At 29.9% G+C, this 20,719-nt stretch carries 23 protein-coding genes, 1 pseudogene and 1 riboswitch; of the genes and pseudogenes, 10 read left to right on the top strand and 14 right to left on the bottom strand.

All coding sequences use genetic code 11. The features are described 5' to 3' along the window. Positions 1–55: 55 nt before the first annotated feature. The 7 genes from L1S47_RS01045 to L1S47_RS01015 form a co-directional block, all read right to left on the bottom strand. Positions 56–835 (bottom strand): transporter substrate-binding domain-containing protein, encoded by a 780-nt coding sequence (locus tag L1S47_RS01045; protein ID WP_373689016.1) that lies wholly within the window; start codon positions 833–835, stop codon positions 56–58. 206 nt (positions 836–1,041) lie between these two features. Further along, positions 1,042–1,223, bottom strand: a riboswitch (Lysine riboswitch). A 154-nt stretch (positions 1,224–1,377) separates the two neighbouring features. After that, positions 1,378–1,806 (bottom strand): hypothetical protein, encoded by a 429-nt coding sequence (locus tag L1S47_RS01040; protein WP_238881634.1) that lies wholly within the window; start codon positions 1,804–1,806, stop codon positions 1,378–1,380. Continuing rightward, positions 1,803–2,006: a helix-turn-helix transcriptional regulator gene (locus L1S47_RS01035; RefSeq protein ID WP_238881633.1), complete on the bottom strand. Its 204-nt coding sequence runs from the start codon at positions 2,004–2,006 to the stop codon at positions 1,803–1,805. Before L1S47_RS01035 ends, L1S47_RS01040 begins: the two co-directional genes overlap by 4 nt. A 109-nt stretch (positions 2,007–2,115) precedes the next feature. Then, entirely contained in the window at positions 2,116–2,664 is a 549-nt protein-coding gene (locus L1S47_RS01030) for a bifunctional transcriptional activator/DNA repair enzyme AdaA (RefSeq protein WP_238881632.1), read from the bottom strand. A gap of 12 nt (positions 2,665–2,676) precedes the next feature. Further along, a complete protein-coding gene (locus tag L1S47_RS01025; RefSeq protein ID WP_238881631.1) occupies positions 2,677–3,360 on the bottom strand; it encodes a DNA alkylation repair protein in 684 nt (227 codons plus the stop codon). Positions 3,361–3,386: 26 nt separating this feature from the next. After that, the gene (locus tag L1S47_RS01020; protein ID WP_238881630.1) at positions 3,387–3,851 is read right to left on the bottom strand and encodes a methylated-DNA--[protein]-cysteine S-methyltransferase; all 465 of its coding nucleotides are present in this window, start codon (positions 3,849–3,851) and stop codon (positions 3,387–3,389) included. 136 nt (positions 3,852–3,987) lie between these two features. Further along, the gene (locus tag L1S47_RS01015; protein ID WP_238881629.1) at positions 3,988–4,905 is read right to left on the bottom strand and encodes an MFS transporter; all 918 of its coding nucleotides are present in this window, start codon (positions 4,903–4,905) and stop codon (positions 3,988–3,990) included. A gap of 179 nt (positions 4,906–5,084) precedes the next feature. Between L1S47_RS01015 and L1S47_RS01010 the strand changes: the two genes are divergently transcribed. Continuing rightward, positions 5,085–5,993 carry a LysR family transcriptional regulator gene (locus tag L1S47_RS01010; protein ID WP_238881628.1) on the top strand — a complete coding sequence of 303 codons (909 nt, stop codon included), beginning with the start codon at positions 5,085–5,087 and terminating at the stop codon, positions 5,991–5,993. A 56-nt stretch (positions 5,994–6,049) separates the two neighbouring features. Then, positions 6,050–6,499, top strand: a complete 450-nt coding sequence (locus L1S47_RS01005; RefSeq protein ID WP_238881627.1) for a staygreen family protein — start codon at positions 6,050–6,052, stop codon at positions 6,497–6,499. A gap of 166 nt (positions 6,500–6,665) precedes the next feature. On the opposite strand, the gene L1S47_RS20520 is transcribed toward L1S47_RS01005, so the two are convergent. The 3 genes and pseudogenes from L1S47_RS20520 to L1S47_RS00995 all read right to left on the bottom strand — a co-directional run. Further along, complete coding sequence (locus L1S47_RS20520; protein ID WP_275297753.1) at positions 6,666–6,797, bottom strand: hypothetical protein; 132 nt, start codon at positions 6,795–6,797, stop codon at positions 6,666–6,668. Positions 6,798–6,834: 37 nt separating this feature from the next. Further along, positions 6,835–7,386 carry a cysteine hydrolase family protein gene (locus tag L1S47_RS01000; RefSeq protein WP_238881626.1) on the bottom strand — a complete coding sequence of 184 codons (552 nt, stop codon included), beginning with the start codon at positions 7,384–7,386 and terminating at the stop codon, positions 6,835–6,837. 16 nt (positions 7,387–7,402) lie between these two features. After that, positions 7,403–7,607, bottom strand: a pseudogene (locus tag L1S47_RS00995) (ribose-phosphate pyrophosphokinase); the annotation flags it as partial. A gap of 151 nt (positions 7,608–7,758) precedes the next feature. On the opposite strand from L1S47_RS00995, the gene L1S47_RS00990 reads away from it, so the two are divergent. From L1S47_RS00990 to L1S47_RS00965, 6 genes are all read left to right on the top strand, one after another. Continuing rightward, entirely contained in the window at positions 7,759–7,944 is a 186-nt protein-coding gene (locus L1S47_RS00990) for a hypothetical protein (protein ID WP_238881625.1), read from the top strand. Between the two features lie 128 nt (positions 7,945–8,072). Continuing rightward, a complete protein-coding gene (locus L1S47_RS00985) occupies positions 8,073–8,837 on the top strand; it encodes a glucose-1-phosphate cytidylyltransferase (protein ID WP_238881624.1) in 765 nt (254 codons plus the stop codon). Positions 8,838–8,842: 5 nt separating this feature from the next. Next, positions 8,843–9,817 carry a GDP-mannose 4,6-dehydratase gene (locus L1S47_RS00980; RefSeq protein WP_238881623.1) on the top strand — a complete coding sequence of 325 codons (975 nt, stop codon included), beginning with the start codon at positions 8,843–8,845 and terminating at the stop codon, positions 9,815–9,817. Between the two features lie 35 nt (positions 9,818–9,852). Continuing rightward, the gene (locus L1S47_RS00975; RefSeq protein WP_238881622.1) at positions 9,853–10,785 is read left to right on the top strand and encodes a putative nucleotide-diphospho-sugar transferase; all 933 of its coding nucleotides are present in this window, start codon (positions 9,853–9,855) and stop codon (positions 10,783–10,785) included. Between the two features lie 17 nt (positions 10,786–10,802). Further along, the gene (locus L1S47_RS00970; RefSeq protein WP_238881621.1) at positions 10,803–11,987 is read left to right on the top strand and encodes a glycosyltransferase family 2 protein; all 1,185 of its coding nucleotides are present in this window, start codon (positions 10,803–10,805) and stop codon (positions 11,985–11,987) included. A gap of 27 nt (positions 11,988–12,014) precedes the next feature. Continuing rightward, positions 12,015–12,950, top strand: a complete 936-nt coding sequence (locus L1S47_RS00965; protein WP_238881620.1) for a putative nucleotide-diphospho-sugar transferase — start codon at positions 12,015–12,017, stop codon at positions 12,948–12,950. Between the two features lie 138 nt (positions 12,951–13,088). On the opposite strand, the gene L1S47_RS00960 is transcribed toward L1S47_RS00965, so the two are convergent. Next, entirely contained in the window at positions 13,089–13,451 is a 363-nt protein-coding gene (locus L1S47_RS00960; protein WP_238881619.1) for a YmaF family protein, read from the bottom strand. Positions 13,452–13,619: 168 nt separating this feature from the next. On the opposite strand from L1S47_RS00960, the gene L1S47_RS00955 reads away from it, so the two are divergent. Then, positions 13,620–14,189: a hypothetical protein gene (locus L1S47_RS00955; protein ID WP_238881618.1), complete on the top strand. Its 570-nt coding sequence runs from the start codon at positions 13,620–13,622 to the stop codon at positions 14,187–14,189. Between the two features lie 104 nt (positions 14,190–14,293). Here L1S47_RS00955 and L1S47_RS00950 read toward each other — a convergent pair whose 3' ends face one another. Beyond that, a complete protein-coding gene (locus L1S47_RS00950) occupies positions 14,294–17,101 on the bottom strand; it encodes a M4 family metallopeptidase (protein WP_238881617.1) in 2,808 nt (935 codons plus the stop codon). Between the two features lie 297 nt (positions 17,102–17,398). On the opposite strand from L1S47_RS00950, the gene L1S47_RS00945 reads away from it, so the two are divergent. After that, positions 17,399–18,094 carry a methyltransferase domain-containing protein gene (locus L1S47_RS00945; RefSeq protein ID WP_238881616.1) on the top strand — a complete coding sequence of 232 codons (696 nt, stop codon included), beginning with the start codon at positions 17,399–17,401 and terminating at the stop codon, positions 18,092–18,094. Positions 18,095–18,199: 105 nt separating this feature from the next. Here the strand turns inward: L1S47_RS00945 and L1S47_RS00940 are convergent, their stop codons facing one another. Next, positions 18,200–19,714 carry an ABC transporter permease/substrate-binding protein gene (locus tag L1S47_RS00940; RefSeq protein WP_238881615.1) on the bottom strand — a complete coding sequence of 505 codons (1,515 nt, stop codon included), beginning with the start codon at positions 19,712–19,714 and terminating at the stop codon, positions 18,200–18,202. Then, the gene (locus tag L1S47_RS00935) at positions 19,714–20,691 is read right to left on the bottom strand and encodes an ABC transporter ATP-binding protein (protein WP_306796782.1); all 978 of its coding nucleotides are present in this window, start codon (positions 20,689–20,691) and stop codon (positions 19,714–19,716) included. The genes L1S47_RS00940 and L1S47_RS00935 overlap by 1 nt, the downstream gene beginning before the upstream one ends. Positions 20,692–20,719: the final 28 nt, after the last annotated feature.

Here is a 20,719-nt window from a genome sequence, read left to right as displayed (position 1 = left end):
ACTTTAAAATATTACAAAACCGACTACATTAACTGCACTCGGTTTATAATAATTATTACTTTGCTGCAGGCTGATTTTTTATTGCAGTATCCATAATTTTTGTCTGTTCATCTTCTGAAATACCTGATAAGATTTCATTTATCTTTGGAGTTAATTCACTTCCCTTAGCTACTCCTACTGCTATCGCTGTATCATCATCCGATGTTTTAAATCCAGTTTTAAACTCAACCATCTTAAAATTGTTATTTGCAGTTTCAGCACTAACGCCTTCAGGCTTTTCTGATACGTAACCATCAATCATGCCTGATTCAAGCGCAACTCTCATAGCTGGAAAATTATCCATGGCTGGTTGTTTACTAACTCCTTGAATTTGATCAATTACTGTGTAATGAAATGTATTTAATTGTGCTGTAATTTTAGCATCCTTAAAGTCTTGAATTGATGTTGCACCATCATACTTTCCGCCTTTCTTTACAACCATAACCAAATTTGATTTATAATAGTTATTTGAAAAATCAATTGTTTTCTTACGTTCTGCTGTAGGAGACATACCTGCAATAATTGCATCAATCTTACCTGAGGTTAATGCAGGTACAAGTCCATCCCATTCTGTCTTTACTATAACTAATTTTTTACCTAGCCCTTGCGCAATCTTTTTTGCTATCTCTATATCATAACCTCCTGCATATTCTGCACTACCATCGATTTTAACTCCACCATTTGAATCATCCATTTGAGTCCAGTTAAATGGTGCATAGCCAGCTTCAAGACCAACCTTAAAAGTTTCTTCTTTGGTACTTGCTTCATTTGTTTTGCTTGTCCCACAACTTGTCATACCTAATGCAGATATACACAGTACAGCTGCCAATAACACAGATAATTTTCTTCTCATATTTCCCTTCCCCTTTCACAACTTTTAATTTATCTTTATCTTTTAAATGGCTTCACTGCCACCTTTGTTTTCAATTTGAGTATAAAAAAAGATCTGAGGTGAACTCAGATCGCAACTAGCATATTTGCCCTTAATTCCTCTCCCTTCCCAAATGAGATAGCACAACTCAATAAACTGGGAAGTTTATTGAGACAGTCCTGTAGCTCTTAACTACAGACCCAGCAAATAATACTGAGAATATTATAAGCTTCGGCGACATTTCCTTCCTATTAGTATCATTGCTTCTCAAACTCCACTAAAAACTGTTAAATATCGCGCCTCTACCCCACCTACATAAGTGAGGTTATATTAAATTATAAAATAAGTTTACCTTACATATCTTCCTAAGTCAACCCATATTTGTATATTTTTTACAATATTGAATTCTCCTCAAATTTAAAAGGTGGAGTTATACTCCACCAATAATTTTATGATACAAATATAAACTACATTCTTTTTGAATAGTAATTTGAAAAGCCTATAAATAGTATCCCTTCTATTAGAAGCAATGACGAAACAAGAATTAAAACTAACCTATCTGCATTCATAAATCCTAAGGCTAAAACCAGTATACAAATTATAAAGTTCATTATTTTACTCACCATATAACCTGATTTTTCTTTTATTCTAATATTACGTTCATCATTTACTTCAATATCCTTTAGTTTTTTAATCTTTTCATCTTCTAATCTTGTGGTAAAGAAATTACCAACTAGGTTTCCTATACCTAAAACAAAAAATGCAGAACCAAATCCAAGACAAATACCTGAAATATTTTTTATATTCTCATCTGCCATTATGAATTTTCCCAAAAGTAACATAGCAACACCTAAAATTAATAAAACTAAATACATAAGAGTTTTTTTATTATTCATTTCTCTTCCTCCTCATATATAAAAATATCTTCGATGTTCATATTAAAATACCTTGCTATTTTAAAAGCTAATATTATAGAAGGATTATATCTGCCATTTTCTAATGATCCTATAGTTTGCCTAGAAACCTCTAATGCTTCAGCAAGTTCTTCTTGTTTAATTCCTCGTTCTTTTCTTATTTCTTCTAATCGATTTTTCAAAGATATACCTCCTCTCATGGAAAGTGTACTTTCCATATATATAATAGCATTATTTTCCCATAATGTAAAGCTTACTTTCCATTAGTTATCAAAAAAATAAGTAGATTATCTATAATCTACTTCTATACTCACTTGGAGTCATTCCTATTTGTTTTTTAAAAAATCCATAAAAATTTGAAGTGCTTTCAAATCCACATAAAAGTGCAATATTGATTACGGTATCATCTGTGTTCTCAAGTAAATCTAGTGCCTTCTCAATTCTAAGTGCATTAATATATTTTACTGGTGTAATACCAAATTTATCAGAAAAGACTTTTATCATATGGTTCTGACTTACTCCTAAAGCTTTTAATTTCTCTTCCATTTCTATATTACTTGAATAATATGAATCAAATAATTTTTTAATCCTAAATGCAAGTTCATCAGTTGGATTAAAATTCAAAAGATCTGGTCGACATCTTTTACATGGACGAAAGCCTTTATCAACTGCCTCTTCAAAATCATCAAAAAATATTACATTATCTCTTAATGGCTCTTTCGATTTACAAGAAGGCTTACAAACTATCCCTGTAGTTTTTACTCCGTAATAAAATATCCTATCATAATTTTCATCATTATTAATTACTGCATTCCATTTTTCCTCTTCTTTTAATATCATTTACTACTCCTTTTATTTTCTTTTCATGCTTCCTATAATAGCTTTTGCTTCCTTACTGACTTTTAAGGACTCAATTATTTTTTGTAATGCCTTATTATAGGTAAAATCATCAAGGGAATTATTATTTAAATATTTCATTGTTTTTTCTGGAAACTTAACATAACACATTGAAACGGCCCAAGCTACCCCCATTTTTGCATAATAGCCTTCATGTTTTATGCTGTTTAATAATATAATCACTTTATCAATATATTCTTCACTAATATAGTAGTCAATTAACATAACAATTCCAAATCTAACTTCAAACTCTTCTTTAGATTTTATGTAAGGTTCTATAAATGTTAAAACACGCTCAAGGTTTAACTTAGTAAATTTTAATCCTACACAAAAGCTATCACAAACCGACCAATTATCAATTTTATGTATAAAGTTTGCTATATAGTTTAATCGTTCATCAACATCTGCTTTTACATATCCTAAAACCATACCTTGTAGCATAACTTCCTCAAAATAGTCATCCTTAGCTGAATTAATATACGCCTTCCATTCACCCTTTGCTAACTGTTTTGCCATTTTTCTTAAATATGGCAGTCTAACTCCAATTATATTATTAACGTTTGTACACAAAGAACTCTGAAAATTTTTATATTCTTCATCTGCTAAACTAAGAAATGTTTCTCTAATTTCCTTGTACATATTAATCACCTATATGCAATATTATTTTAATCATTGCTATTGTTTTCTATTTCCAATAATTTTTCTTTTATCCCTATGCCACCAGCATAACCTACTAATTTTCCGTTAGTTCCTATAACACGATGACAAGGAATAATTATAGGAATAGGATTCTTATTATTTGCCATACCAACTGCACGAGATGCTTTTATATTTCCTATCTTCTCTGCAATATTTTTATAGCTACATGTCTCTCCATAAGGTATTTCTTTAAGTGCATTCCAAACTTTTTGTTGAAATTCTGTACCTTTGGGCTCAAGAGGAACATTAAAAATCTTTCTTTCTCCTTCAAAATATTCCTGCAACTCTTTTGCAGCTTGTTTAAGTAGTGGTGTTTCAATTAGGTTAATCTCTTTAGGAGTTATTCCTTGAAAATTAATATGAGTAATAGCGCTTCCATTTTCTATAATTAATATCTTACCGATTTTAGTTTCATAATAATAGGCGTTCATTTAAATACCTCCTTTATATACATGTATTAATATATTAAGTTTACTATATCTATAGCCTTCTGTCTTTCGAAATATCACTTTGTAATTTAATTAGTAAAAATACCGCAAAAGTAAAACTTTTGCGGTAAGAAAGTTTCTATGCAATTTTTTTCATTTTACCTCTCCAACTGCTAGCTGCTAATATTAATGTAATTATAAAAAATATTGAAAAGAATTTAAAGCTTAAGCCTATAGAGTGAATAAGATTACCAGCTTCTTGTGCTCTATTGAAATTATCTATTCCTACGAGTACTCTAGAAACCAATTCAGAAGGTATACTTAATTCTATAGTTAATATAACCAAAGTTTGACTTAATGCACGTCCTAAATTATAAATAGTATAAAACATCCCCCAAGTTTCTCCTTCTGAAAGAACGAGCATTATAAGAGTTAAACAAATGCCAAAACTTATAATTCCCCTAAGATCAACTTTAAATTTCCCATTAACATTAGTACCTTCAAGAACTATAAAAGCTCCGATTACTCCTATAATAGCAAAGGGAACTGTAATAAAGAAAATTGTTCTCCATCCATATTCACTTATTAATGCTCCTCCTATAACTGGACCTACAAGTGCTCCTATGACCCATGATGTAGAATTAATTCCTAACGCTAATCCAAGCTGCTTATCTGGAAATGTTTTAATAATTATTGGAGTTGCAGTTGCTAACGCTAATGCTGATCCCACTCCTTGAATAATTCTATAAAAAATTAAGCTTATTCCAGAATTAGCGATACCGCATAATACTGTGCCTATAGTAAATATTATAAATCCCCATATAAATATTTTTTTATTTCCAACGATATCTGCCAATTTTCCAGCTGGTAATAAAAGCACTGTACTTGCAATAATATATGAAGTTATTGTTAGCAAACCCATTGCTACATTCATATCAAGACCTTGCATTATTTTTGGTAGACCAATTATTGTAATTGTAGAATCAACATTAGTAATAAATGAAACTAATGTGACTACTAATAAAACACTCCATTTGTATCCTTTTTTATTTTTCATAATTTTTTCCCCTTTTAGTTTTAGAATTATATTTTAAGATAAAATCGTAAAGCCTAGTTCACCTCTTTTCTTTGTATTTTTCAATATAAAACTAGTTTACATGAAAGCATATATCAAGTAAAATGAATGTTAATGATAATACAATTCACTTTTTATGATGTACGAAAGGTGTGAAACTTATGGAAAGTAATGAACTTAGAATATTTAAAACAGTTGCGCTTGAAGGGAGTATTACAAAAGCTGCTCAGATTTTAGGATATGTACAATCAAATGTAACTGCAAGAATTCAACAATTAGAATCTGAACTCAAAACTCCTCTATTTTATAGACAACGTGGCATGGTTTTAACTCCAGCTGGTGAAAAACTCTTAGTTTATGCCGAACAAATCCTTCATTTACTTGAGGATGCTGAAAAGGCATTAGATGATTCCATTAATCCATCTGGCTCTTTAGCTATTGGTGCTAATCATACGTTGTCCTCACTACATCTTCCCGCAATTTTATCAGAATATCATAAATCTTACCCTAAGGTTGATTTATCTCTTATAACTGGTAATACTAATGAACTTATTTATAAGGTTCAACACTTTCAAATAGACGGGGCTTTTGTTAAGTCATCCGCAATATCTGATGAAAATATCATTAAAGAACTTGAATATGAAGAAAACTTAGTTCTTATCTCTAGCTCAAAATATAATGATATACAAGAGGTATGTTATAAGCCATTTATAATGAACACTGTTGGATGCCCAAATAGATTCCAACTAGAAGAATGGCTAAAAAGCATAGGAATTTTTAACATTCGGTATATGGAATTTAATAATCTAGATTCAATTATTGAAAGTGTAGTGGAAGATCTAGGTGCATCTTTTGTACCAGCGTCCTCCATTGAAGAATATGAGAAGCTTGGATTAATTAAATCATTTAAGATACCGCAAGAATATAGTCTAGCAAAAACATTTTTTATTAGACATAAGGATTCTCTTAAAACAAATGCACTTAAAAAATTTATAGAAATAATTGAATCCAAAACATCCTTTCATTCAATTATTAATTCAGACTATAATTCTTTAAAAACTTTAACATAGTAACTTTAATATAAATACACTATTTATATATTGAAATTTATTGAGGAAGTAATGCTATGCGTAACTTAAATACTAAAAAACTTTCAGTTGATTTTAGATTAGGAACTACACCAATTGGGCCTATTATCCCTAGACGTTATACTCTAACTCATTCTGATATAACTGCAGAACTTTTTTTAACTATAAGTAGAGATTATGCTTATGATAAGTTTACTAAAATGAGAGACGAAGTTTTGGGTGAATGGCTTAATGCTGATGAAATATATCTATTTCATATCTCATTAATGATAGATGGAGAATTTGGAACGAATACAAGAAATACTGTATTTAGGCGAGAATTACCCCTTGCGCTAGAAGCAATTAGATATGGTGACAGAAAATTATTTGCTCTAAATCCCATTTTAGACATTTGTCCAATTATAGTGAGTTTTAATTCAGTAGATCCTAATTATAATTCTGTAGAACATTGGGGGACTTTTTCAGATTATGATATCACAAAATCTTAATAAACTGAAAATGCCAGTATGTCTATTATAGACATACTGGCATTTTTTCAAAGTTCTCTATGCAATTTTCTTCTTACTCCTGATAATGTATAGTCTTTTATTAACTTTCCATCCTTAAACACGACTTCTAAAAGGTTATCTTGTAACTTTTCCTGCTCATCAATTGTTAATTTATCCCTGTATAAAATGTCTTCGCCTTGTTTATTAAGACTTCTTCAACTGCCTTAATTGGTATCGGCAAATACCCTAAATCGTGTAATGCTTCAATATGCTTTGTATCTGCAGCTTTATCGCCCATTGTTTTATAAAAATCTGTTAATAAAAGTGGATTAATCTCAGCTACGCACCCTATTATTAACCTTAACTTGTAATGATTCAATTACATCTAATGCTTTATCATGTAGTTCATCATCAAAGCTAGCACATAGACTTGCATCAACTGAAATATTGGCATTAGTATACTGTGATTGAAATATTACTACATTACTTATTACACACATATTTGTAACTACTCCAACCATCTCTATTTCATCTATATTCTCTCCAAGTTCTTTAGCAATTTTAAGCATAACTTTTGGTGATATTCCAAAACTTCCTTTATTATAATGAAGAGTGTTTTTTACCTTCACAAATTCCTTAAGCTTTCCAAAAAGTTCATGTCCTTTTGTACCTTCAATGCAATGAATTACAGGGAGATTTTTTCCTTCCCTAGTTTCTAAATAATTATCATGATGAGTGTCATAAGTAAATAAAACCTTATGCCTTTCATGTAAATATTTATTTACCTTATTATAGATTCCATCTTCTAAAGTTTCAGCTTTTTTAAATCCTAAGGCTCCATCCACAAAGTCTTTTTGATAATCAATTACTACTAATAATTTTTTCATAATACCCCTCCTAAATCTCAAAAATAGTATTTTCACAGTGAGTAACTGAAAGATAAATTTCTTTTGCTCCCGTCTCTTTAAGTTTCTCTGCTGTTAGCATAAATGTACCACCCTTTGAATATAAGACTAGCTGTTAATATTTTTTCATATGTTATTTGCTTACCATATCTCTTTGCTACACCTGCATCTGGGAAAACCAAATATACTTCTTTACTATTATTATTTTATTCATTTATTGTGAAAATTACTATATCATTGGAAACACTTGGTCTTTTGTAAATTTCAACATTTTACTTATTTAAATATTCATTATTAGGAAAATGCTTATAATCAATGAATTCTCAAAATATATTAAAACTGGAGGTGGGTATATTGAAAATCAAAATATTCAGTGGAGATAACTTTCGTAAACTTGAAGATGAGGTGAATGATTTTATAAAAGACAAATATGTTCTTAATATTCAGCACTCCTCTGTAGTGACAAAAAGAACTTTTTTAATAGTTACTATTTTATATGATGATACTTTTAACTGTAGCTATGTTAAACTGCCACTTTAATATAAATGATAAAATACGTATCAAATCATCTTATTTCGACATATATTGTACTATATGCTATTTGATTATTACTATGTTAATTTGTTTAATCTTAGTTAATAAATTTAGATTAAGTTGGAGGAATAAAGATGAAGGTTGTTATTCTATGTGGGGGCAAGAGCACCCGAATGCATGAATTGACAAGAGATATTCCTAAGCCACTTGTGGAAATAGGAGGAAAGCCTATACTTTGGCACATAATGAAATTATATAAACATTATGGCTTTGATGATTTCGTCCTATTATTAGGATATAAAGGAGAAAAAATAAAAGAATATTTTTTAAACTATAGATGGAAAAATCATAATTTTATACTTGATTCTGATCCAAATAATATTCAGATTCTTGAAGAGGCTGAAAAATGGAAGATAACTTTTGTAGATACAGGCCTTGATACAATGACTGGTGGCAGGATTAAACTTGCTCAAAGATATATTGGAAATGAAACTTTTATGTTGACTTATGGAGATGGTCTTTCAGATATAAATTTAAATAAGCTTTTAGAATTTCATAAAAATACAGGTGCCATTGCTACAGTTACTGGAATCTATAAAAAAAGCCAGTATGGAACATTAACAGTAAATGGAGGTATTGCAAAATCTTTTTACGAAAAAAATCAAACTGGTGACTTAATTAATGGTGGTTTTTTCGTGATGAATCCTGAAGTGTTTGATTATTTAAGCAATAGTCCAAGTTGTATATTAGAGCAAGAGCCATTAAGAAATTTAGTAAATGATCAAGAACTTGCTGTTTATATTCATCAAGGATTTTGGACTGCAATGGATACTGCTAAAGATATTTCAACAGTAAATGAAATGTGGAGCCAAGGAAACCACTTATGGAAGGTATGGTGAGAAACATGAAATCATTTTGGAAAGGAAGAAATGTTTTTATCACTGGTTGTACTGGTCTATTAGGAAGTTATATATCAAAAAACTTAGTTAATTTAGGCGCAAATGTAACTGGACTAGTAAGAGATATAGTTCCTAAATCAAATCTCTACAGTGGTAATTATATTCAGAAAATTAATATAGTTAATGGTTCTCTTGAAGACTATGCGCTAATAGAGAGAACATTAGGTGAATATGAAATAGATACAGTATTTCACTTAGCTGCTCAAGCTATTGTTGGTGTTGCTAATAAGAATCCCTTATCAACCTTTAATTCAAACATTTTAGGAACTTGCAATATATTAGAAAGTTCAAGACGAAGTCCTCTAGTAAAAAGGATTATAATTGCCTCCAGTGACAAAGCCTATGGAGATCAGTTAACTCTTCCCTATGATGAAAATATGCCACTTCAAGGTACTCATCCTTACGATGTTTCTAAAAGTTGTGCTGACTTAATAGCTCAGTCTTACTTTCACACTTATAATCTTCCAGTAGCTATTACAAGATGTGGTAACTTATATGGCGGAGGGGATTTAAACTTCAATAGAATCATTCCTCAAACTATTCAAAGTATACTAAACAATGAAGCTCCAGTAATACGTAGTGATGGAACTTTTATTAGAGACTATTTTTATGTAGAAGATGCAGCTGAAGCTTATTTGCTTTTAGCTGAAAATTTAGAGGAATTAAATTTAGCTGGTGAAGCTTTTAATTTTAGCAACGAAATACAACTTACGGTTTTAGAATTGGTAAATAAAATTCTAAAAACTATGAATAGCAATTTAAAACCAATTATTTTAAATGAAGGCACTAACGAAATAAAACACCAATATCTATCATCAAAAAAAGCTAGAGAAGTTTTAAACTGGCAACCACATTATAGCATTGATGATGGGTTAAATAAAACTATAGATTGGTATAAGGATTTTTTTAAAAATCAATAATATGCATATTTAACATTAGGATGGAGTTGATATAGTTGAACAACTCATTTTGTACTATTTTATCTAAAGAGCGATTATACCAATCTATCGCTCTATTTTTCTCGCTTTATGAAGTTATGGATGATTTTTGTGTATTTGTATTATGTGTTGATGACGAAACCTACAAGCTTTTAACTAAAATCAACTTAAAGAAGATTAAATTAATTCAAATTGCAGACTTAAATGATAAATCCTTATATTCATTAAGAAATGAGCGTAAGCTAAATGAATTCTGCTGGACATTAAAACCTATATTTATAGAAAGTTTACTATGTAAATTCTCATCTATAAAACGAATAACATTTATAGATTCAGATTTATTTTTCTTCAGTAGCCCTATAGAAATATTTAGAAATCAACCTAAACCTTCTATTTTACTCTCTAAATCTGAAGTTTACGTACCATCATTTTCACCTGAGTTCAATAATCAAATACAGAAATTAATAGGTAACTACAATTCTGGTTTTATAAGTTTTAAAAATAATAACATCTCCTTGCTCTGCTTGAAATGGTGGAAAATGAAATGTCTCGAAAAATGTAGTGATACTATTGAAAACAATAGTTTTGGGGATCAAAAATATTTAGATTTAATCCCTACTTACTTTCAGAGCGTTTCTGATATAAAAACTCCTGGAGTAAACATCGGACATTGGAATTATGCTAAATACAACTTTCAAATAATTGATGAGAAATGTTTTATTGACAATTCAAAACTGATCTGCTATCACTTTAGCGGCTTTAGGATTATGAGTAAGAATGATATTATCCAATTATATGAACTTAGAAGTATTAATTCTCCATTTATATATTCAATTTATAAAAATACTATAAAAAAAATTATTGCAGACATTCAAGAGATAGCCCCTTATTTTAATGGGTTCTCTAATGAAGAAGATATGACTACTAGTATCCTTAAAATAAACCCCTAGAGAGGAAGTGAATACCTGTGAAAGCTAGTATAATTATTACTTCATTTAATTCAAGTGAAAGATTGTACTATAACTTATTGGCACTTAACAATCAAATTTATCCCCACGATGACTTTGAGGTAATTGTAGTAAACAATGGTTCATATGATGATACAGAAAATATGCTCTCAAACTTCGTTTCTAATTTTCCTCTCAAAAAAATACGACTTGATGTAAATAGAGGTATTGCACGAGGTAGAAATAAAGGAATTGAACAGGCTTCAGGAGATATATTGATTTTTCACGACAGTGATATGATAGCTTCAAAAGACTTCGTAAAAAAACACGTAGAAGCACATGATAGAGAAAATGTTGTAGTTTGTGGTGTACCTTGGTTAAGAATTTATAGCTATTATTATAGAGATTTTCTACCTTATCAGCTTAAGGACTTTTTTAAGAGAGCTGATAAATATAATTTACCTATAGATTATTGGCAAAACGAAAAATACCAACTAATTACACAAGACCAAATCATTGATGAAACTTTTCTAAATTATGCTTTCGACTTAGAAATGGATTTTATAACTGATTTAAAAGAAACAATTACAATCTATGGTCAAGAGCTTAATGGATATAATATACCTTGGAGATTTTTTATAACAAATAATGCTTCAGTTGATAGAAAACAAGTTATTACTTTAGGATTGTTTGATGAGAATATTATTAAATATGGATTTGAAGATTATGATCTTGGTATTAGGCTTTATAAAGCAGGCAATAAATTTAAACTTGCTTATGATATTATAAGTGTGCATCAAGAACATTTAAAAAATGCTTCTAACGATTCTGCTATAGTAAATATTAGTTATTTATGTTCAAAATATAACAATATTTATTTTCTTGATATGATACTAATATGCTTAAGTTTAGTAATTCCCATGGATAATCATGAAATTAACAATGTTATCTCGGAAATTAATCAGCTGAATATTTTGGGAAAATACAAGGATTTATTAAATACTTTTCTAAAAATACTTCAAGTCGCTGTTGATATTTGTGTTAGGAACAATACAAGTACTAAACTTCTTATGTTCCCTGAATTGGAAAAGAATTTTGAAAAAACTAAAGCTCAATTAATAAAACTACAAAAATTACACGGAATGTCACATTTCCCATATATGTTTTTTGGACTAACTAAAAGCATTTTCAATTTAACAATATAACTAAACCTAGCAATAAGGAGTGATATTATGCCTAAGTTTCATTTTACTTCAGTAGTTTCTAAATATCATTTATTCAAATTAATAGCACTTTATAGCTCTTTAAAGACTCGATGTTCTGATTTTGAACTTTTTATATTATGCATGGATCATGAAACTTTCGAGGTGCTATCAAAAATAGGTTTTGAAAAAGTGACCTTATTTAAAATAGAACAATTGGAAGATGATAAATTGTTAAAAGCCAAAAGCAATCGAAGTTTTCATGAATATTGTTGGACTGGCAAACCTTTAATACTTCATCATGTGTTAACTAATTATACAGATGCTGATTATTATGCCCACTTGGATGCTGACCTATATTTTTATGAAGATCCTATGCTAATTTTTAACGAAAACCCTTCAGCATCAATATTTTTAACAGATCATAGAAATTCAAAAGACTTTGCGTTTACCTATCCACTTACTGGAAGGTTTAATACTGGCTTTGTTGGTTGTAGAAATGACCCTATTGGAGTAAGCGCTATAAAGTTTTGGAAAGAGCAATGTATTGAGAATTGTTCGTCTACTATAGACTTAGTTAACAAAACTTTCGGAGATCAAAGATATACTGAGTCATGGCCACAAATATTTCCCAATATTCACATTGTAAATTCTTATGGCGTTAATGCTGCCATTTGGAATATTCAAGATTATACAGTAACTTCACAAAACGGTCAGGCGTATTTAAATAATGATAAATTGGTATTCTTCCACTTTTCTGGATTAACTATAATTAGTCCAAAGGAAGTTAATTTATGCTGGTATTACCACATTTATAATCCTATTATATTAAACTTGATATATTTACCCTATGTTTATGTTTTAGACGAAGCTATAAAACAAGTAACTCAGAATTTTCCATGGTTTAACTTTGGCTTTATTGGTGAAGAAGGCGTTCCTGCTACACATCGTTTTATATTAAATTGAACATGAACTTTTTAATAATAATTGTATACACTTATAATATTTACGAATAAATTAGTATTGGGAATGTATTTTTTTACAAGCCGCCAAAATAAATAGCCATAAGTCTATATTATCTAGACTTATGGCTTAAATATTACACTAAATTAATGGACTATTAATTTGTGTTGTAAATAGATAATCATGAGTATGACCATCATTACAAGTTGTTCTCCCATAGATAACATGAATATGCTTATTAGTATTTGGGATAGGGATATCTGGACCTGTAGTTCCTCCTATCTCATGATGGTGATCAAAAAAATCTGTGTTAGTAGCGTATGGATGAACATGTCTTCCTCCTCCAATGGGTATAACTTCACCTGTAACACCTGCAACCCGATGATTGTGTCTCTCACTTCCTTGTTCAGCTAATTTAGTACTTTCTTCAAATTCGTGTACATGAGTTTGGACTGTGTCTGGACATTCATTTTGACATTCATGCCTCTCATTATCATATCCCATTATATTTCTCCTTTGTAAAAATATATTAGAAACGCTTAAACAAGTCTCTAATACATTATATTTATGTAAATACAAATAGTTCTCATTATTCTTTCAAAAATTTTATAATTCACTTTATTAATATAAAATCATATTAATATAATAAATTAATTTACTTGATGTGATTAAATGAAGAAAAGTAATGATCCCTATAATCCTAACCCATACTCAAATGGAACAATCCCTCCCTGTAGTGCTTTTTTAGGAAATGCAGAACCTATAATAAAAAATGGTCATGTTATTTTTCGTAACTTTAATAGATTATTTTGTTTCATAAGCACTTCAACTGATATTACCTCGGATAATATTAATGATATAGCAACAAATATTCAAATAAGTATCCCAACATATATTATTGGGTTATATATAAATAAAGTGCAATTAGGTATAATAGAATATGACAAAAATGCTAAAATTCATTCAGATGAGAAAACTGATAAATTTATACATAAGATGATAGAAAAATCTCCAGAAGTTAAAGTTGACTATAAGCCTTACTTAACAGCTACTGTTTCAAATCAAAATGCCATTTTACCACTCTTCACCAATGTAATTAATATACAGCCATTAAATTATTATATTCTATTTATCCTAAATAGAATGGAAGCTAATCCTGGCTTATATTTTGCAAATAATGATTTTGTTACAGATGATTCAATAAATTTCATGCTTGCGTCTCTTTATTTTGAAACTTTATAGAATTTATTTTAAAAAAACGCTCCTCAAAGATTTTTTCTTTGAGGAGCTTAACTTATACATTATATTCTATATGACCAATTTAATAGATTAAATGTTCGCTTTTTCTAACGCCTTCTATAAACTACGTTTGACAAATCACTATATACAATTGTTGTTCCTACTTTTCTATATGCTCTTAATTTGTAATAATAGGTTTTTCCTAGAGTTAATCCTGAATCAGTATAATTTAAGTATGCTGTGCTTGCTATTAATGAATAAGTAGGATGATCCGGAGTTGCCCTATATATCATATATCCATTTGCTCCACTTACTCCACTCCATGCTATTTTAAAACTTCTATAATTTATTGAAGTTAATGATAAATTTAATGGTGTTGAAAGAATGGGCTTTGCACTTACCACTGCTGAAAAATCACTGTAGACTTTTGCTGTTCCTACAAGTTTATAGGCTCTAACTTTATAGTAATATGTACTATTTGTTAAGAGACCAGTATTATTATAACTTAAAGCAGTTGTTGAGGTTAAATAAGAATATGTTCCTACACTTGATGAAGATCTATATATCTCATATCCACTTGCACCATTTACTGCTCCCCAGCTGATATTTATGGTGTCATAAGAAATGGACTTTGTACTTAACGATAATGGTACATTTAATATTGTTACAGTTATTGTACACGTTCCTTTATAATTACCATCAGCAGTTGTAGCTGTAATAATTGCCGTTCCATTGCCCACAGGATATACTTTTCCAAAAGAATCAACTTTAGCCACTAATGAATTACTGGAAGTCCATGATACATTTTTATTTGTGGCATCTATTGGGCTTATTATTGGTGTCAGCGTAAGTGTCTCCCCTGCTTTTAAACTTCCACTAGTTTTATCCAACGTTATTCCAGTAACCGGTCTTGATACTATTAAGGAATATTTTTGCGATGTGCTATATCCTGAATATGAGTATACATGGATATAATAAGTTCCTGTATTCGTTGCATTATAATTTATTACTTCATTTGCAGTTCCTGATCCAGTTGAATATCCTACTAATGATCCATTGGCATCATATAATTCTAAATCATAATCTTGTGGCAAGTTAGCCATACTTATGCGAATATTTCCAACTGTATCAACATTGAATTTATAATAATCTTCATCACTACTTGTTGAAATATATGAATTATATGTAGTTCCCATATTTATTGGATAAGCTGTAGCTATTGAGTCGTTTGGTTCATAAGGATCGTCTACAGTTACAGTTCCTATTCCTATTGCACTAAAAGCACTATTAATTGCACTTATCTCGCTGCTATTTCCTCCATACAAATCTGTTGCTGCTTGTATTAAAGAATTTTTCTCCTGGGCAAAATCTGTGTCTGCATTCATATAATTTGTTATAGCCCTATAATAAATCCTTGCAGTTTTCTCCATTCCTATACTTTGAGCTATAAGATATGCTGCCTTATTAGGGATACCTGAATTCGTATGAACTCCACCCCAATCTCCTGCTTCTGTATCTGAATAACTTTTATAATTGCTCATATTATCAGGTTGTCCATATTTAGTTGGATTTGATAAACTTCTTAACGCATCTCCTGGAATATTAGGCGTATAAATATCATCCCCAACAACCCAATCAGCTGAATTAAATGTCCATGTTCCACCTGCAGCAACATTATATTTATCATAGGTTGAGATTAATACTCCAAATGTATCGGCTAATGATTCATTTAGTGCTCCTGATTGATTATGATAAGATAAATTTGCAGTATTACTTATGACTCCATGAGTCATTTCATGTCCAACTACATCCAAATCTCCACTTAGGTATGTGAAGGTTGTTCCATCACCGTCTCCATACACCATTTCATAACCATCCCAGAAGGCATTGTTATATTGAGTTCCATAGTGAGTATACGACTCAATTGCCATTCCTTTATTATCTAAACTATTTCTGTTAAATAAATTTTTGTAAAAATCAATAACTTTACTTGCATTATATTCTGCACTCACTGATGCCTTGTAAGTTTCTGTCCCAAAATAATTAGTTGTATTGGAAACTAAAGTTCCAGTAGTTGTACCATTATTTAATGAATAAGTACTTATCTCACTAGTTGATGATTTTGTTATATCTTTCATTTGATATGAAGTACCTGATTGATATAAATTTAAACTTTTATTCTTTCCTTGAACATCAATTCCTGAGCCAGTTACAGGGCCATCATACCTAATATTATTATCTGATTGTATAACTTGTCCTGAATTTGCTTCTATATATACATCATAATTTCCTATAGTTGGTTCCTTATAAGAAATATTCACTCTATAAACTTCATAATTTTTATCATCCTTAGTAATTATTAATTTTTCAGCACTAGGCGTATTTCTCAAGCTCTTAAATTTATATTGCTTTTTAGCTACTTCTATAGCATCCCCTTCTGAAACTTTCTTACTTCCAAGAGTAGTTATTGTTTTGTTTTTTTGCAACTTTCCATTAATACTTGAAATGACACCATCTTTATCAAAGTGAACATTAATTATACTGTTATTCACTTTAACCCCATTAATTATTTGAGCAAATTTTACATATGTATCTCCATTTTTATCTTTGTTAATATCAGCAATTTTTAAGTCGTTTGAAGTACTATCAATTCCAAGTAAAGCCTTATTGTCCTCCAAAAACTTTAATGCCGATTTTTCTCCCGGAACTTGTTTATCAGAAAGCTTTCCAGAAAGAAATACTTGTCCATTCTTTCTATTCAACCTAATACTTCCTTCTTTTCCATTAGCTAATTTGAAACTTGTTTGTACTTCTCCTAAATTGGTTGTTGTAGTTACTTCCTTAGCTGATATAGAAATTGGAACTGAACAAATTACCGTTATACTTAATAAAAAAGAGAGTATTTTCTTTTTCATAATAAGCACCTCATCTTTTGTAAATTATATAATTCTATATAATTTATCGTATAAAATTTTTTCCTTCTTCATAAGATTTCAGAATTATTTACTCAGATTCTTCATGGAAATTCCTTCTATCCACCCTATATTTAAGGGGTAATTATTCTATTTGGTTCTTTAATTACATGTTGATAAACCCAATAAATATCCTGCCTCAAATTGCTTTTCAATTTTTGTAATTTTACACTTATATGATATATACTTTAATAAGTGGATTATCTTATTCTTTAAAATCCCTATTAGGAGGTACTTAGAATGAATGTAGAAAACATTGCTCCATGGGAGTTATTACAAAAGAAAATGACCTGGGAACAGTTAAAATACATACATAATAAAAAAATATTGGATTTTGGAAGTGGAAATGGCATGACTGCTAGCCACTTTGCAATAGACAATGAAGTTATCGCAATTGAACCAGATAAAGAGATACTAAAGAGTCGATTTAGGGAAAATGATTATACTCAAATAAACGGAGACATGAAGGAACTTAAACATTTTGAAGATGAATCATTTGATGTAATATTATGCCACAATGTTTTTGAATATTTAGTTGAAAGAAAAGAAATTATAAGAGAATTTTCGAGAATACTAAAGAAGAATGGCTATCTTTCTATCTTAAAACATAATAGAGCTGGAAGGATTATGCAGATGGTAGTGTTGTTGAATAATTTTGAACATGCTAATGAATTACTAGCTGGTGAAAATGGACATGCACAACAATTTGGTGAAATTAACTACTATAATTATTCAGAAATATTTAAATGGTCTGATAAATTCGAACTTGAAAAAATCTTTGGAATAAGAACCTTCTGGGACTTGCAACAAAACCAAGAAAATCACAAAGATAAGTCATGGCAGAAGCAGATGTTGAAAATAGAATTGAAGGTATGTGAGTTAAAAGAATATAGATCTATATCATCATTTCATCATGTTATATTACGGAAAAAATAATGAAGGTTATTATTAGTGTTTAGTACTCTCTCTTCATAAAATATTGATTATAGTAACTCAAAAAATCCTCTAAGATGATTACCAACTTAGGGGATTTTTTTAAAATTACTTTAATAGTCCTTCTTTTTTAAGATACTCCTTTGCAACTTCTTCTGCAGATATCCCTTTTACATTAACTTCATAATTCATTTCACGCATCTCTTCATCTGATATTTTTCCAGCTAATTTATTTAAAGGTTCTTTTAGTTCTGGATATTTTTCAAGTGTTTTATCTAGCATAAGGGGAGCTCCTTGATATGGTGGAAAAAATTGTTTATCATCCTCAAGTACCTTTAAATTATATTCTGCAAGTTCACTATCTGTAGAATAAGCATCTAACAAATTTATATCTCCTGACTTTATAGCAGTATATCTTAATTTTGGTTCCATAGTTTTTATGCTTTGAATACTTAAGTTATATAACTTTTTAATTCCTTTATATCCATCATCTCTATCTGTAAATTCTAGTGTGAAACCTGCATTAAGTTTATTTTCTATTCCATTTAAATCCGACACTTTATTTAGATTATATTGCTTCGCTAATTCTGGAGATACTGCAATCGCATAGGTATTGTTATACTTCATGGGTTTTAATAGTGACATCTTAAATTTATCTTCCATACCTATACGAGCCTGTTCATATACATCATCAGGATTATGACTTTTTGCATTTTCCTTTAAAAAAGTTTCAAGCGCAGTCCCTGTAAACTCTGGATAAATATCAATGTCACCTGATTCAAGAGCATTAAATAAAAAACTAGTTTTGCCCATTCCAGGTTTTAAATTTACATGTATACTAGTTTCATCTTCAATCATTAGCTTATACATATTGATTAATATCTCTGGTTCTGAGCCAAGCTTTCCTGCAATAGTAATTTCTTTATCTTTAGTACCTATGTGCGGGAACACAACCATTGAAACAGTAACTATAAAACCTAGAGATAACACAAATATTGACTTCTTTAGTGAAGATTTCTCTAAAAATCTAAGTAATACATCAAATATAATAGCAAGTAATGCTGCTGGAATTGCTCCAATTAATATTAAACTATTATTATTTCTATCAATCCCTAGAAGAATTAAGTCTCCAAGCCCCCCTGCCCCAATTAATGCAGCAAGAGTTGCTGTCCCGATAATAAGTACCATGGAAGTTCTAATTCCCGCCATTATTACTGGCATTGCAAGAGGAAGCTCCACCTTATATAATCGCTTTACTCTATTCATTCCCATTGCTTCAGATGCTTCAATCAGTATCGAATCAATTTCTTTAATTCCTGTATAGGTGTTTCTTAATATTGGTAGTATTGCATAAATTACTAACGCAATAACTGCGGGAACTTGTCCGATTCCTACCAGTGGGATTAATATTCCTAGTAGTGCGAGGGATGGAATTGTTTGAAAAACAGCTGTAATTTGTATAATAGGCTCTGCTATTCTTCTATGACTTGTTAATATTATACCTAATGGTACTGCAATTATAACCGCTATAAATATTGAGATAAGTGAAATCTGCATATGCTGTAGTAATGCATTTAATAATTCTTCATGTCTTTCACTTAAGGTAGCTATTAGTGTATTCATTAAACTTCACCACCTTTATCAAGCTTTGAAGATATAAATTCAATTAAGTGATCTCTTGTTACCATTCCTATATTTTCACCTAAGTGCTCTACCAAAACAGATTTTTCTTCACCAAATAACTTTAATAACTCTTCTATTGATATTGCAGAATCAACTCTAAACATATGGTCTTTTGGTATACTTGGGCTAAACAACTGTGCTTCAAATAGATCCTTTACTTTATAATTTGAATTTAATACAGATGTTTTATATACGTTCCCTGATTCAAAGAAGTTTCTCACAAAATCATTCTTTGGATGTTCAATTATCTCATTAGGTGTATCACATTGAATGATTTCTCCATTATTCATTACACAAATTCTATCACCTAAAGCTAAAGCCTCTTGCATATCATGTGTTACAAATACAATAGTCTTCTTGATTTTCTTTTGAAGTTTTGCTATATCTTGTTGTAACTTTTGACGACTTATAGGATCTAAGGCACTAAATGGTTCATCCATTAAAATTATACTTGGATCAGCTGCTAGTGCACGAACTACCCCTACTCTTTGCTGTTCTCCACCTGAAAGCTCAGAAGGTTTACGATATCGATATTTTTCTGGTTCTAGGGAAACACTCTCTAAAAGTTCAGTAACTCTATCATGTATCTTTTTCTTATCCCATTTTTTTAATTCTGGAACTGTTGCAATATTTTCTTCAATTGTCATATGAGGAAATAATCCAATCTGTTGAAGTACATAACCTATATTCCATCTAAGTTCATGAATATTGTATTCACTAATCTTTTTATTATTTATATAGATTGTCCCATCGCTTAATTCAACTAATCTATTAATCATCTTAAGTGTTGTTGTCTTTCCACATCCACTTGGTCCTATTAGCACAAAAAATTCACCTTCATTAATGGTTAAATTCAAGGAATTAACGGCTTTATTTCCATTTGGATAACGCTTTGAAACATTATCAAATCTAATCATGTAATTTTCTCCTTACATTTTAATATCC

It is taken from the genome of Clostridium sp. YIM B02551, assembly GCF_022324735.1.
Taxonomy (GTDB): domain Bacteria; phylum Bacillota; class Clostridia; order Clostridiales; family Clostridiaceae; genus Clostridium_T; species Clostridium_T paridis.
The sequence above is the reverse complement of the archived record's forward strand: the minus strand, read 5'-3'. Positions and strand labels throughout refer to the sequence as shown.